The following is a 14007-nucleotide window of genomic DNA, read 5'->3' on the forward strand; positions in this document are numbered from 1 at the left end:
ACGGTTATATCGTCGTTAGCCCTGCTTTTAAATGGTCGATAAATAAACGCGTTTTGAGTGGCACGAAGGCGCTTTTTGGATAGTAAGCCCAAAGCTGTTTTGTTGCGGAGTGTAAAGAAGGCAATAAAGGCACTAAGCTGCCTTCATCAAGTTGCTTACTGATATAAGTAGAAGAGATAAAAATCAGTCCCATACCTTGAATAGCCGCCTCTAAAATCGAGTCTAAATTGTCTGACACAAAATTGTAATTCTGAAACAAGAAGCGCGTTCCGTCACTCAGCTCAATATGGCCTTTTTTTTGATAATAGTTACTGAGCAGCATTCTGTGTGCTTGCAGATCTTGCAGGTTTTTTATTGGGGGGTGTTTCTCAATGTAATCTGGTGAGGCAAACAACTGCATTTGATAGTTTAATAGCCGTGTTCCTTTATGTGCTAATGAGTCAAATTCGTCATATTGTCGAGTTATCACTAAATCGTTTTGTAAATCTGGTAATGCCCCTGGATTAAGGACATTAAGCTGCACGTTCACTTGTGGATATAGGCTTAAGAACTGCCTAATGTGCGGCAACAACACGCGACTGCCTACGGCAAGTGTTGCAGCTAACTTTAAGGTACCCATAGGCACTTTGGTGCTCTCATAACTGTGATTGATCATTACCTCAAATTGAGTGAGAAGTGCGTTTGCTTTGGGTAAAAAGCTATTTCCTGCTTCCGTGAGGTTGACCTGTCGAGTCGTACGCGTGAATAAACTTAAACCCAATTGTTTTTCTAACCAATCAATACGTTTACTCATTGCTGAAGCTGAAATCTCTAGGTGCTCAGCTGCGATGGTAAAACTTTTATGTTTAACGAGTGCAGTAAAGCTGCGGGTTGCAGTTAGCCAATCCATATTAGTTCCTATGAAGAAATAATGTTTTGCCAATTACAGTGTTTTTTGTCATCAAAGTAAAGAATATAGTGTTTAAGAATTAAACCACAGAGGCTAGGGGACATGTTGGGATTAGCTATTTTGCTGCTATCGTGCTCACAGCTGGCAAGCCAAATCTTTTTGCCTGCACTGCCGCAAATAGCAGAAAGTTTGGCGTTAAGCGCTACGCAAAGTCAGGCAATGATCACGGGGTACTTTATGTTCCTGGGAGTGTCGCAATTGGTTGTTGGGCCGCTACGAGATAAATTTGGTGACCGACCGGTATTCTTTATCGGTCAAAGTATTTTTATTTTAGGCACAGTGTTGTGTGCTGTTTCAACTTCTGCGGCGCTATTTTCATTTGGCCGTATATTGCAAGGCGTGGGGGCTGCGTCACCATTGTTGATAAGTCGGACATTATTAGTTGCTACCTTAAGTGGAGCTCAGTTAAAAATGGCGATGGCTAAATTGGCTTTAGTATCAAGTTGCGTGGCTATTCTTGCACCTCTAATTGGTGGCACGCTTACCTCGTTGGTTAGTTGGCAGTTTTTAGCCTGGGTATTGGCTGCGTATTTTGGCGTTACAGCAATCATTGGCTGGTGGATATTGCCTTCAGATCCTCATATATCGACGATTAGATCCGTTCGACCTAGGTATTTATTGCAACAATATTGGCTAATGTTACAAGAAGGGCGGTTTATTTCGATTGCAGCGTTTAAGTGGCTACCCACTTTTATTTATTTAACGACTCAATTGTACTTTCCGTTTTTATTACAGCAGCATTTCCAGCTGAGTGAACAGCAGTTTGGCATGATGATGATGTTTCCAATGAGTGGGTTGTTCATAGGGGCATTGATGAGCAAATACCTGCACCGAACTATGAATGAGTTAACCTTATTCGCGCTATTTTGGCCTTTATTGATATGTAGCGCTATGTGTTACATCTTTTTGCCATTCAGTTTATCCAGTGTATTGCTAGGGTATGGTTTTATGATGGTTGTTTTTGGCGGATATTTTGCGGCTTATATGCAATTGCTTGGTGTGCATTATGCTGCACAAACGGGTAGTGCAAATGCTTTGGTAGGGGCTGTTGAATTATTGGGGTTCACTTTACTCGCAGTAGGCTGTAATGCTTATTTAATCGATTCATTGGATGATCTTGCGTGGATCACATTGTTAGTCGCTGTCGTGTTGTTATTGGCTTGGTGTAAGTTATTACCACATGCGACTGTTTTTAATGGCGCTTTCCAGCACATAACGCGCAAACAAGTAAGGAGTAGAGAGTGAAGTTTTGTACATCTAGATTAATAATAAGACCGATGACGATGGCTGACCTTCAAGCGAGCTTTGCGCATCGGAGTTGTCCGCAAACATCTCGCTATATTAGCGATCAAACCACTTTGGCACAGGCAAAGCAGCGTTTATCTGAAAATTGTCAGCCCTGGTTAGGAGAAGAAAACCAGAGGCTAGCGCTGGCAATTACACTTAGTGGATCGAATGAGCTGATCGGGGAGGTAATGTTTAAGTATATTAATAAGGCAAGTTTGGTAGGTGAAATCGGCTATAGACTAAAAAAAGAGGCGATAGGTAAAGGGTATGCTTTTGAGGCGGTAAGCGCATTTATAGAGCATTTATTTTCAAAGCTCGAGGTTATGAAAATCGTTGCAGTCTGTGCGGTCGACAATACGCCATCATGGCGGTTAATGGAAAAAATGCAGATGCACAGAGAGGGGGTCTTTAAATCTCACTTTTTCATTGGAGGTGAGCGATTAGATGCGTTTAGTTATGGCATATGCAGGACATAACCATTTAAGCTACTGATGTATTTTACCTTGTGAACGACGGTAAAATACATCGGTTTGAGTGTGTTTAATGTGATTTTTTATCGCTACTGTCATCACTAAATAGATCTTTAAGATGATCTGCAAACTGTTTTAGGGACTGCTTCATAGATTGCTTCATCGTTACATCAACACTGCCCAAAATAACTCTGCCTTGAATATGTAAATGAGGTCGCTGTCCACTAGTTGTTATGCTAGCAAGTGAGGTCTTATCACTGTTGACAGACCCTAAAATATTTTTAGTGCTGGTAGTGACATCAATGTTGTCAGGTACAATAAATTCATCGCTGCCTAAAATACAATCGATATATATATTAACGTTGGGGTGTGTAAATACCGCATTTCTAAAGTCGAGTGTAACGGACCCAGAATAATTTTTAATATAAATATCTTTGGGTACTGTCCATGCGCCCGATCGTGTATCAGAGCTCAAAATTGAGGTAATGGTTAATTGCGCATTACTTTCTGTTGAAGCAGTGAACTTAGGCTGGGTACAAGACAGTTTTTCTGCTTGATAGCGAGGATCGGTTTGTAGCGGAAGATCTGCAGTTAATGCATGGAGATCCGCTTGATCTTCACATGCATATGCTTGATCTAATCGGCGTTCAAAAGCGTCGGCTGAGATCTCACCATGGCTATAATTTAAAATCAGTTGATCAATGACTTCTTCTTTTACTTTTTCTAAAGGTCTATCTGAAATAGGGACTGACATATATTCTCCGTTATTGTCTGGTGAGCAAGCCTATATATTAAAAGCAATATCAAGGCCATTATTTTTTTATTATAAATCAGCATCTTATAAATTAAATTTTATTTTTTAGATTATATTATAGTAATAATGACCAAATTTTGGTTAAAAATCTATCGATAAAACACCTATTTCATTGGCTATTTGGTGAGTTTTTTAATTTTCTTTTGCAGGTTTTTATATTCCGCTTTATGTACATGCTGGCTGATCCACTTTGCGATTTTTTCCATGAACTTAGGCGGAAAGTCGTGTCCAAGCTCTGGTATTATTTTTAGTTTGGCTTTTTTTATGAGTTTAGCGGTATTAATACCTGCAGAGACAGGAAAAAGTGGGTCAGCTGCCCCATGAATAACCAATGTTGGTACTTTTATATTTTTGAGTAAATGTGCTCTTTTACCTGTTGTTGTGATGGCACAAAGTTGTCGTTTTATTCCGCTTGGATTATGCGCCCTGTCGACTTGTGCTTTAGCGTGTGCTCTTAAAGTTGATTCGTTAGGCAAGCAATGTGGGCTACCTATTATTTGATTGAGTTTTATAGTGTAGTTAATTGCTGAATCTCGCGTGGTATTTTTAGTGCTGATAGGCGCAAGTTTTAATATTGTTTTTAGGGTTGTGGCCGAAAAGCTAATTACATCAGGGGTCGACATAATTGAAGTGAGGCTTAAGACTTTCTTTTTGTATTTTGCCGCAATGATTTGCGCGATCATCCCTCCCATTGATGCGCCGACTAGGTGGGCTTGCGATATTTTCAACTCTTTCATCAGGCTGATCACATCTTCAGCCATATCTTCAAGTGAATAAGGCGCGGGTTTTCCCAAAGAAAAGTGCTTGTTAAACCAGATTGAAAAGAGGCTCGGTGTACCGTGCTCATTTAGCTGACTAGACAGCCCTACATCACGGTTATCAAATCGTATTACCCGAAAATTATTGTTTATTAAGGCATGATAAAACACATCGGGCCACACCGTCATTTGCGCACCTAGCCCCATAATTAAAATAATAGCGGGTGCACTTTTCTTACCTTCATCTTGGCAGTGAATATACAGGCCACTCTTTGTTTGTATCTGTTTTATTGTCACGTTGTATTTATGACTTTTTGAGTAATGTGAAGTGTGATTGAGTATAGCTGCCAAGTATAAATTTTGTGCGTCTCTTAAGTTTAAAAAAAGCGCGTTGTTGATGAGGTCAATTTTAATCGGGGATCGAAGGCGGATCGCTCTTTTTTGCTAAATTTATACACAATGAGAGTCAACTGCAGAGAAAACACTCACTGGTAACATCTGCGTGAATTACCAGCTCGGTTGTTAAGTTGCTCGTTATGTGATCTGGTTTTGTTGCGGGTGTGTTTATTTAATGTTTTTAAGTGTGTTTTATGTTGTTGTATGTGTTTTATGTTTCCATATTGGGTGTTGTTTTTCGTTTGATAACAAGTTATTTCTTTAGGGTTTGTTACTGATATTTTTATGTTTTTTGAGTCTTACAAGCCAGTTATTGTGCAATGATCTATCTACAGCCGATAAAGATCTTTAAATGTCGTATGTATTCCAGTCGTTTTTGCGTATGAAATACGCACCATACTTGCGCGTTTATCGTACTTGTTTGATGTAACGTCGGTGTGCTTTGTCGAGTGATGGGATGTAGCTTTTATAGGGAATAGAATGTAGGCTGTGCGAAAATGTGTATCAAGGCCTTTTAAGGCTTAAAAAAGCAAGGAAAAAGCGAATGAACACCCATGGTGTGAGGTCAATTTGTTGGGCTGGAATTGTGACTGCAGTCGCGGGTTGTAATAGTACGCCGCAGACCTATCAACAAGAAATAGCACACATAAAAGAGACTATAAAAAAGGTATATTCAAAAGCACCTCGTATCCCGTGCTGGCTGCAAAACCCTGTTTCACAAGAAAGAACAGGGTTTATAGGCGTCACTCCTGTACTCGATTTGTATGGTCAGAAAGCCATTAAAGCCAGCCGAAAAGTCGCGTTGCATAAGTTGGCTCAGTACTACTCGTTCATGCTAACCGAGCGAGATTTATATAACATTAGTACCGAGGGGACGGCAGAAATTACACTCGACAGTGGTCGCACGGTGACATTTTTACCAGCGCACGTAACTGATTCTGTGATTTATAGTTATGTGTTTGATGGCTCTTTAAATGCTATCGCGCGACTATCACAGTCACCAATGGCACAATGTACAGAGCTGCAATGTGATTTTAGCCAATGTACACCGTCTTGGCTGTGTGATACGACACCCAATACAATCACGTCGGTCAGTTATTTAACGGTGGCACCTCATCAGCAATTAGCGCAAGCGCAAAAAAATGCTGGGGTCATTGCCAGTTTATTAGACACATCGCATGTAAATATCGTGGATACACAGACTGAGTTATACCAAAATTTAAGTGGTACAGAGCATCATAGTATCAGTCGAACACGCTCAGGGAACGTGACTGCAAGAGAGTGGCAGTCTCCTTTATTACATACCCGTTCATGCTCGTATGGCCACACCTTAGTTGCCCAATTTATGTCATCAAAGAACATTACTCGACATGATATACCGCTCCAATTGCATGAAGACTGGAAGACACAACCGCAATTTCAAGGTCGAGCGATTGCATTAGGTAATTTTGGCGAAAAGGGCAAAATGACGGCGGATACATTGCTCAGTACAGCAATTGATTTGGCCATTAAAGATGCGCTAATTGAGTTAGCGAAGGTAAAAGGGGTTGAGGTGTTATCTGGGGCTGATATTCGCTATGACGATGGCCATTATTATTTATCCAATAGCCAATTTTCCGTTAACCAAATCGTCAGCGGTGAGCTGATTGATATTAAAGTGACTTACAAAAATGATATACCTATGGTGTATGTATGGCTGCTGGAGGTAGTCTAGGCACTCTGTTTAAAGTCATATACCTTACCATGCGCACTTTTTATGTGTGTATGGTATCCGTGCGCATCTGCGATCATGTCACCATGTTAAATATGTAGCGTGGTAGATACTTTTCCCATTGAAGTAAAAAGTATCACTTTCATGACGTTGTAAGATAATAATGGAACGTCAGCCCTCCCTCGTTTACATTTGATTACTTTTTATTCGCTATTTTTGTTGCCGTATTGTAATAATAGTGACATAAAGGTGTTTCTAACAAAGTAACAAGGATTGAAAATATGAAAAAATTAATAATTTCTACAGTTTTAGCAATGGGATCGTATGCGGGTGTTGCACAAGCGGCTCATGTTGAATGCTTGATAAGCGGCACTGCGACTAAGCAGTTCTGGACAGCCGACATGTGTAGTGCACAGACAAATACATCACGACCGGGTGTTGCATTTCGTTTTGTTGCAGATAAGCCTGTGCAAGAAGTGACTTGGAGCCACCAAGCGATTAATTCTGGGAAGTGGCGCTGTAATACTTCATCATACTGTAATTTTAGTGAAGATGGTCGCGGTGAAGTTGATTTCTTTGCTGATGCAACTGCATGTGTAACACGTGTACTTTATCAAGATGGCACATGGGAAAACAATAATCACTGTGCGACGGGTCTATATGTTAAACCTGACAATCGCTTTCCTGCTGATGGTGGCGAACTAGAGCAATAAGTTCATAGTAGCTTTAATACCTTGTCAGTTTAACTGAGTCGTTAAACTGACAAGTTTGATATTTTTGTATCCTTAAATGACTAAAGCGCTTTAAAGCGGATCGCAGTACCGCCACTTGCAGCTAGATTCAAAGTCAGCGAATCCGTCGCTTTCACTCTTTTTTTACTAATGTGTATATCGTATGGATTGTTTTTCCACTCCGCTTTTTCGCCATCTTGATAGATATGGGCTTCGTATTGGGTGTGTTTATCCAAAAAATCTAACTTAATAGTGGTCACACGAGGGTGTTCATCGGTGATAGCACCGAGATACCAATCTTTACCAGAGTACTTCCCGCGTTGTCGTTCTTGACGAGCAAAGACGACGTAATCACCCACTTCTCCAGCTAATGCGATGCTCTGTTCCCAGTCTGTTGGCACATCTTGAATAAACTGGAAGGCACCTGGCTTGGCAAGGTAATTCTCAGGCAGATCGGCAGCCATTTGAATAGGGCTGTATAAGACAACGTACAAAGCGAGTTGTTTGGCGAGTGTGGTTTGTGGGCGATTAGTGTTTTCACCTAAGCCATTAAAGCCCATATCGAAAATACCTGGGGTAAAATCCATCGGCCCGGCTAACATGCGTGTATAGGCCAATAATGTAGTGTGCTCCGGTGGGTTGGGAGGGGTGCCCCACGCGTTAAACTCTTGTCCTCGTGCACCTTCACGAGAGAGCCAATTAGGGTAAGTGCGCCGTAATCCTGTGTCTTTAATAGGCTCATGAGTATTGATACTGAGTTTATATTTAGCTGCAAGTATCACATTATCTAAGTACTCATTAACCATAAATTGACCATCATGCCACTCAAAGCGGGCATGACCTCGTTCATCAATGCGCTTGATGTTACCACCATCAGCGACATACCCTGTTTTGATTTGTGATACACCAGCTCGTTGATAAAGGGCAAAAGCGTCTTTCATTTGTGTGCGATAATTACTGACATTCCCTGATGTTTCGTGATGACCAATGAGTCGCGCCCCTACTTTTTCTGCGTGTTGGCTCACAGCATCTATATCAAAATCAGGGTAACTCTCTACAAAATTAAAAACATCACCATTAAAAAACCAATCTCCATCCCATCCAGTGTTCCAGCCTTCAACAAGTACTCCATCAAAGCCATATTGAGCCGCAAAACTGAGATATTCTTTGGTGTTTTTAGTCGTAGCACCATGCTTTTCACCACTACTCCATGTGTTTTCCCCGATATGCATACCCCACCATATCCCCAAATACTTGCCTGGTTCGACCCATGAAACGTCGCCCAGTTTATTTGGTTCGTTTAAATTCAGAATTAAGTGTGAATTGAGTAAATCGGTGGCATCTTCACCAATCTGAATGGTGCGCCAAGGGGTGTTAAAGGTGCCGTTTGTTTTGACTGCGATACCATCTGACCAAGGGGTTAAATCGGCAATGAAAGTACCTGGCCTGCGTTGATTTAGCGTCATTGCTGCATAATCAACGAGTGCTGCTTCGTGAATACTGATGTGTACACCCTCTGCATTTTTTAAAGTGAAAGGGGTATGAACATGTGCTGCATCATGCAACGCGGTGGTGTTGTAGGTATATTCGTATCGATTCCAGCCTCTAGCGGGGATCCACCATGCGGTGCTTTTGTCACTATGAGCAAAGGCAAACTCAGTCAGTTCTCGAGTAATATAAAGGGCGTGGGGTTTATTCAGCTCGTACCGAAAGCCAAGGCCATCGTTGAACACTTTTACTCTTAATTTATAAGCCGTCGCTTGAGTGCCTTTATCGATGAACGTGAGGGTTAACTCATTATAGTGGTCAGTGATCAACCGCGCTTCACCCCAAGGTTGTTGCCACTGTGAATGATGAGTTGTGGTTTGCGCGTGGGAAGATGTGAGGTTATTACGCATAGAAGGGTGACGTTGAAAATCAAATCCTAACTTTGAGTTATTAATAATAAGCTTATCTTTAAATCGTACTCGATATGTTGGTTGTCCGTGATCATCATTGACCAAGACGGTTATAGTCTTATTCGGTGAAGTCACCGAGTAACTGGCAGAAAATACGAGTGATGAAAATAAGGATATACCCAAAGAAATTAGGGTGCGTACGTACATAACTGCCTCTTAAATAATCATTTTTGTGTTAATGTTTAAGCATACTTTGCTGGAAATAATGGGTGAATAGGCTGCATACGTATTCATGGTGAATGATTAAATCAATTGGACCGGTCTGTTTATATCTCGTGGTAAAAATGCGAGTTTTTTGTGTAGGTAATCTATACTGAAAAACAAGTGATTTCACATAGTATGATTGGTAAAAAATGAAAAAATTGATGGGGTTAGCATGCTTGATGGGGTTCTCTTGTCAGGCATTGGAAATAACAGTGAAGGATACACTGGGTAAGCCACTTGCTGGGACAGCTGTTTGGTTAGAAGGTGACCTATGGCCTGTCAAAAAAGCATCACTATTAAAAAAATATAGTATGGGCCAAAGAGATCGCAACTTCACACCGCACGCGTTAATTGTGCCGCAAGGGGCTAGTGTTGAATTCCCTAACTTTGATTCTATCTTGCACCATGTTTACTCTTTTTCACAGCCAAAAGCGTTTGAGCTAAAGTTATATCGCGATAAGCCGCAGGCACCCATTCATTTTACGCAGCCGGGTGTGATTGAATTGGGGTGTAACATTCATGATTGGATGTTGGGTTATATATTAGTGGTTAGTTCAGGCGTGTATGGATTAACGGATGAACAAGGGAAGGTTGAACTGCCGTTAAGCGACACGCAAGTAGGCACTGCGGTGTTAAAAGTGTGGCATGAGCAATTTGAAAATTTGAATAAACCAGAATCACAATCACTGATAATTAGAGATACATCACAAAAAGAGGTGTATCAATTGAAGCGCCCTTTGCTTGAAAAGCTGGACTTTTTAACGGATGAAACAGATGGTTATGAATAAATACATCACACTGGCAGGAGGGCTATTATATTTCATGGCTTCTCATGCTGTTGCAGTGGATGGGCAGTTACACGGTGTTATTGAGGTCAGCATGCATGAGCAAAGCAGGCAAAAAGCATGGACTGCTGGTGGCTGGGGAATGAGTCGATTTGGTACGCAAAGTAATGTCATTAATGTATCTCGTGCAGCGCTTGAGGGGCGATTAGAACTGAGCTCTGCATGGTCAGGAAATGTTGTTGCGCAGTATGTGCCAGACCCAGATCATAAACTTGGTTTGACAGAAGCGTATCTGAGCTATCAGCCTTTGTCTAAGCGTTATCAGCTGCGCGCGCGCGTTGGGGCTTTCTACCCTCGGATGTCGTTAGAAAACACAGCCGCTGCATGGTCATCACCCTACACGTATCAATATTCATCGTTAAATGCATGGCTCGGGGAAGAAGTTCGCACATTTGGTGCAGAGTTTGAGCTAAAACGCCCTGCGAGGCGGTTTCGTAGTAAATATGATGTGAGTTTTTTGGGGGCTGTGTATAAGGGCAATGATCCGGCAGGCAGTTTACTAGCCTGGCGGGGTTTTACACCGCATGATAGGCAGTCCGTTATTAATGAACGAATTCAATTTGCGCCATTGTACGCACTTATGGCACCTCAATTAGCACAGCAAGGTCAGTTTGTAGAACCTTTTAGTGAAGTAGATGGGCGCTTTGGTTACTACTTAGGGACCCATATTGAATACTTAAAAAGGCATTCACTCAGGGTATATTGGTACGATAACAATGGTGACCCATCGGTTCTAAATCACAAAACACAGCAATACGCGTGGGATACAAAGTTTTGGAGTATCGCGTGGCGCAGTAAACTATCTAAACAAACACAATTAATTATGCAAGCGATGTTTGGTAATACCGCTATGGGAGAGCGTCGAGGCGTAGACAATAACTTTAATAGTTGGTTTGTAATGCTCAGTCACTCTTGGCAGGGATATCGAGTGAGTGGTCGTGTAGAACAGTCGAAAGTGATAGATAAAGATGTATGGCAGTTTGACCCTAACGCGAGCCAAACTAACGCAGTAACAGTGAATATAAGAAAGCGGCTATCTCAACAGTGGCAAGTCGGCGCAGAATGGCAGTATTTAGATACGCAGGCGAGCTTTAGGCCACCTGTTGGTCGAGCAGAGACAGAACAAGAGAATTTATGGAGAGTGACGGCTCAATATCATTTTTAGCGCAGATTTAAGCTGATTGACTCGTCACAAAGCACATAAAAAATCGCCAGCATGTGTGGCGATTTTTTATGACTTACCTTTAAGGCTTTCAGTCACATAACCGGTTTAAACCATTAAGTGCGGCGACACGATATGCTTCCGCCATCGTTGGATAGTTAAAGGTGGTATTAACGAAGTATTCCACGTTATTGCCAGGTCCTTTTTGTTCCATAATGGCTTGGCCAATGTGGACGATTTCAGAGGCTCGTTCACCAAAGCAATGCACGCCTAAGAGCTCTTTTGTTTCTGCATGAAACAGCAGTTTTAAGCTACCGACTTCGGTGCCTGTGATTTGGGCACGAGCGAGGTGTTTGAATTGCGCACGGCCAACTTCATAGGGAATTTTTGCAGCTGTTAGTTCTTGCTCTGTTTTACCTACAGAGCTCATTTCGGGAATGGTATAAATGCCAGCCGGTATATCAATAATGAGTTTATCAGCACTATCACCTTGTACAATTGCATCTGCGGCAATGCGACCTTGGTCAAACGCAGCACTGGCAAGACTCGGGTAACCAATAACGTCACCCACGGCATAGACATTATCTAAATCAGTTTGGTAATTCTCGTTTACTTTAAGTTGACCACGGCCATCCGCTTTTAAACCTACCGCAGCAAGGTTTAGGTCATTGGTGTTACCCGTTCGGCCATTGGCGAATAAAATACAGTCTGCTTTAACGCGTTTTCCTGATTGAAGATGCAAGATCACCCCATCCTCATTCCCTTCCACTTGTGCGAACTCTTCATTATGGCGGATCACAATACCACTGTTCCAAAAGTGATAACTTAACGCGTCAGATATCTCTGCATCCATGAAAGCAAGTAATCGGTCACGGGTATTAATTAAATCTACTTTGGCGCCCAGTCCTTTAAAGATTGATGCATACTCACAGCCAATCACTCCTGCACCATAAATAATCACCCGTTGTGGGTTATGTTTCAGGCTTAAAATAGTATCACTGTCGTATACTCGAGGATGACTGAAATCAACTTCTGGGGGGCGATAGGGCCGTGAGCCTGTTGCAATAACAATGGTCTGTGCGGTGAGTAATTCTTGTGAGCCATCTTCATGTTGCACTTTGATGGTATGGGCATCAACAAAACTCGCATCACCTTGATATAAATGAATACGATTACGATCGTAAAAGCTACTACGTAAGTTTGATTGCTTAGAGATAACCGCACTGGCGTGATTTAAAATATCTTGAAATGTATGACGTTGTGGCTTTTCAGTAAAGCGATACAAAGGATTCGCTTTGTACTCGATGAGGCGGCTAACAGAGTGGCGTAATGCCTTAGAAGGAATGGTCCCCCAGTGAACACAGCCCCCACCAACGGCTCGTTGACGCTCAATGACAGCGACACGCTTTTGACTTTTTGACAAGTTCATTGCTGCGCCTTCACCGCCAGGGCCGGTACCAATTATAATTGCATCGTATTGATAACTAGGTATTTGTGGGGTTTCAGTGGTTTGCTTTGGTTTAGTCACAGCCTCTCCTCAATATTTCTTTAAAGAGGCTGTGAAATTTAGTTATAGACTAAATGACGGTTTTAACAGCCTCGCATTTAACGCTAGCCATGCTTGTTTTTGCTCGTGCCAAGCTGCTTCTAGTTCTTGGTACTGCTTTGCGAGTGTTGATTTATCACACTGTTCGCGCATGGAATCTTTTTTTGCTTCTAGTAATTCTTTTTGCACAGAACAAAATGTTTGGAGCTTTTTTAGAAGCAATTCATACTCTTGTTGTAACAATGTAAGCTTATCTTGCGCTAAAGGCAATTTTGCTAAGCGAACTTTGGTTTTGATCAGTAAGGTTTCAGCTTTGGCTTTCTCAATTCGTTCCACGGGCGTACGCTTAAGTTTATACGCTAAACCTAAAGCTGCCATGGCGCGTATCATCCATTTAGTGGGATCATAATGGTACCAACGAATACCGTTACGATAGTCGCTGGCAAATATATGGTGGAAATTATGGTAACCTTCCCCGTAGGTAAATAGCGCTAAAAAGCCATTATCTCGTGCTGTGTTCTTTTCTGTGTAAGGACGAGAGCCCCAAATATGTGCTAATGAATTAATGAAAAAAGTGAAATGTTGACTCAACACTAACCTTAGTAATCCAGCAAGTAGCAGCATTGCTATTACATCGCCGACTAACAGACCCAGTAATAGTGGAATACCAATATTAGTGGCGAGCACGAGTTTTAAGTAGTGTCGGTGCTGAAACATAACGATTTTATTACGCTGTAAATCTCGAGCATTACTGTAATCACCATAGCTGTCGCCTTGGTGATCACGTAGCATCCACCCTATATGGCTATACCAAAAGCCATTTGTGGCAGCATAGGGGTCTTTTACTGGATCATCGACTTGACCATGATGAACACGGTGATCACTACTCCAATGTAAAGCGCTATTTTGTAATGCGAATGCACCACCAATGGCGAATACCCATTGTACAGCAGGGTGTGTATCGTAGGCTTTATGGGCCCATAGGCGGTGATAACCCGCAGTAATTGATAGTCCTGCATAAAACATACAGGCTGTAAATATAGCCCAATGCGTCGCAGTATAGCCATATTCATAGCCATACCAAGGCACCAATGTGATGGCAGCCAAAAAAGTTAGGCTAAAGAACAGCACATTTGTCCAAATAATCGGCGGTTTTTTCATTATTTAAATCTCAGC

The 14007-nt window shown here is 41.8% G+C and carries 12 protein-coding genes; 6 read left to right on the forward strand and 6 right to left on the reverse strand.

Translation table 11 applies throughout. The annotated features are described in order from the left end of the window. Positions 1-4: 4 nt before the first annotated feature. A complete protein-coding gene (locus PCIT_RS18160) occupies positions 5-889 on the reverse strand; it encodes a LysR family transcriptional regulator (protein ID WP_010367248.1) in 885 nt (294 codons plus the stop codon). Between the two features lie 102 nt (positions 890-991). Between PCIT_RS18160 and PCIT_RS18165 the strand changes: the two genes are divergently transcribed. Further along, positions 992-2194, forward strand: a complete 1203-nt coding sequence (locus PCIT_RS18165; RefSeq protein ID WP_010367249.1) for an MFS transporter — start codon at positions 992-994, stop codon at positions 2192-2194. Further along, on the forward strand, positions 2191-2712 hold the full coding sequence (locus PCIT_RS18170) for a GNAT family N-acetyltransferase (protein ID WP_084622635.1): 522 nt from the start codon (positions 2191-2193) through the stop codon (positions 2710-2712). Before PCIT_RS18165 ends, PCIT_RS18170 begins: the two co-directional genes overlap by 4 nt. 64 nt (positions 2713-2776) lie before the next feature. Here the strand turns inward: PCIT_RS18170 and PCIT_RS18175 are convergent, their stop codons facing one another. Continuing rightward, complete coding sequence (locus PCIT_RS18175; RefSeq protein ID WP_010367251.1) at positions 2777-3460, reverse strand: DUF1707 SHOCT-like domain-containing protein; 684 nt, start codon at positions 3458-3460, stop codon at positions 2777-2779. A 176-nt stretch (positions 3461-3636) separates the two neighbouring features. Beyond that, on the reverse strand, positions 3637-4575 hold the full coding sequence (locus tag PCIT_RS18180) for an alpha/beta fold hydrolase (protein ID WP_010367252.1): 939 nt from the start codon (positions 4573-4575) through the stop codon (positions 3637-3639). Between the two features lie 643 nt (positions 4576-5218). On the opposite strand from PCIT_RS18180, the gene PCIT_RS18185 reads away from it, so the two are divergent. After that, positions 5219-6388 (forward strand): hypothetical protein, encoded by a 1170-nt coding sequence (locus tag PCIT_RS18185; RefSeq protein WP_010367253.1) that lies wholly within the window; start codon positions 5219-5221, stop codon positions 6386-6388. Positions 6389-6666: 278 nt separating this feature from the next. Continuing rightward, a complete protein-coding gene (locus tag PCIT_RS18190) occupies positions 6667-7098 on the forward strand; it encodes a hypothetical protein (protein WP_010367254.1) in 432 nt (143 codons plus the stop codon). 80 nt (positions 7099-7178) lie between these two features. On the opposite strand, the gene PCIT_RS18195 is transcribed toward PCIT_RS18190, so the two are convergent. Further along, positions 7179-9221 (reverse strand): glycoside hydrolase family 97 protein, encoded by a 2043-nt coding sequence (locus PCIT_RS18195; protein WP_010367256.1) that lies wholly within the window; start codon positions 9219-9221, stop codon positions 7179-7181. Positions 9222-9427: 206 nt separating this feature from the next. Here PCIT_RS18195 and PCIT_RS18200 point away from each other — a divergent pair, with 206 nt between their 5' ends. Both PCIT_RS18200 and PCIT_RS18205 read left to right on the forward strand, forming a co-directional pair. Continuing rightward, positions 9428-10066: a methylamine utilization protein gene (locus PCIT_RS18200; protein ID WP_040696781.1), complete on the forward strand. Its 639-nt coding sequence runs from the start codon at positions 9428-9430 to the stop codon at positions 10064-10066. After that, on the forward strand, positions 10059-11288 hold the full coding sequence (locus PCIT_RS18205) for a hypothetical protein (RefSeq protein ID WP_157592790.1): 1230 nt from the start codon (positions 10059-10061) through the stop codon (positions 11286-11288). Before PCIT_RS18200 ends, PCIT_RS18205 begins: the two co-directional genes overlap by 8 nt. A gap of 88 nt (positions 11289-11376) precedes the next feature. Here PCIT_RS18205 and sthA read toward each other — a convergent pair whose 3' ends face one another. Together sthA and PCIT_RS18215 are read right to left on the reverse strand one after the other, a co-directional pair. Continuing rightward, positions 11377-12813, reverse strand: coding sequence for a Si-specific NAD(P)(+) transhydrogenase (sthA, locus tag PCIT_RS18210; protein WP_084622637.1), 1437 nt, complete (start codon positions 12811-12813; stop codon positions 11377-11379). 42 nt (positions 12814-12855) lie between these two features. Next, on the reverse strand, positions 12856-13992 hold the full coding sequence (locus PCIT_RS18215) for an acyl-CoA desaturase (protein ID WP_010367261.1): 1137 nt from the start codon (positions 13990-13992) through the stop codon (positions 12856-12858). Positions 13993-14007: the final 15 nt, after the last annotated feature.

Source organism: Pseudoalteromonas citrea (assembly GCF_000238375.3).
Classification (GTDB): domain Bacteria; phylum Pseudomonadota; class Gammaproteobacteria; order Enterobacterales; family Alteromonadaceae; genus Pseudoalteromonas; species Pseudoalteromonas citrea.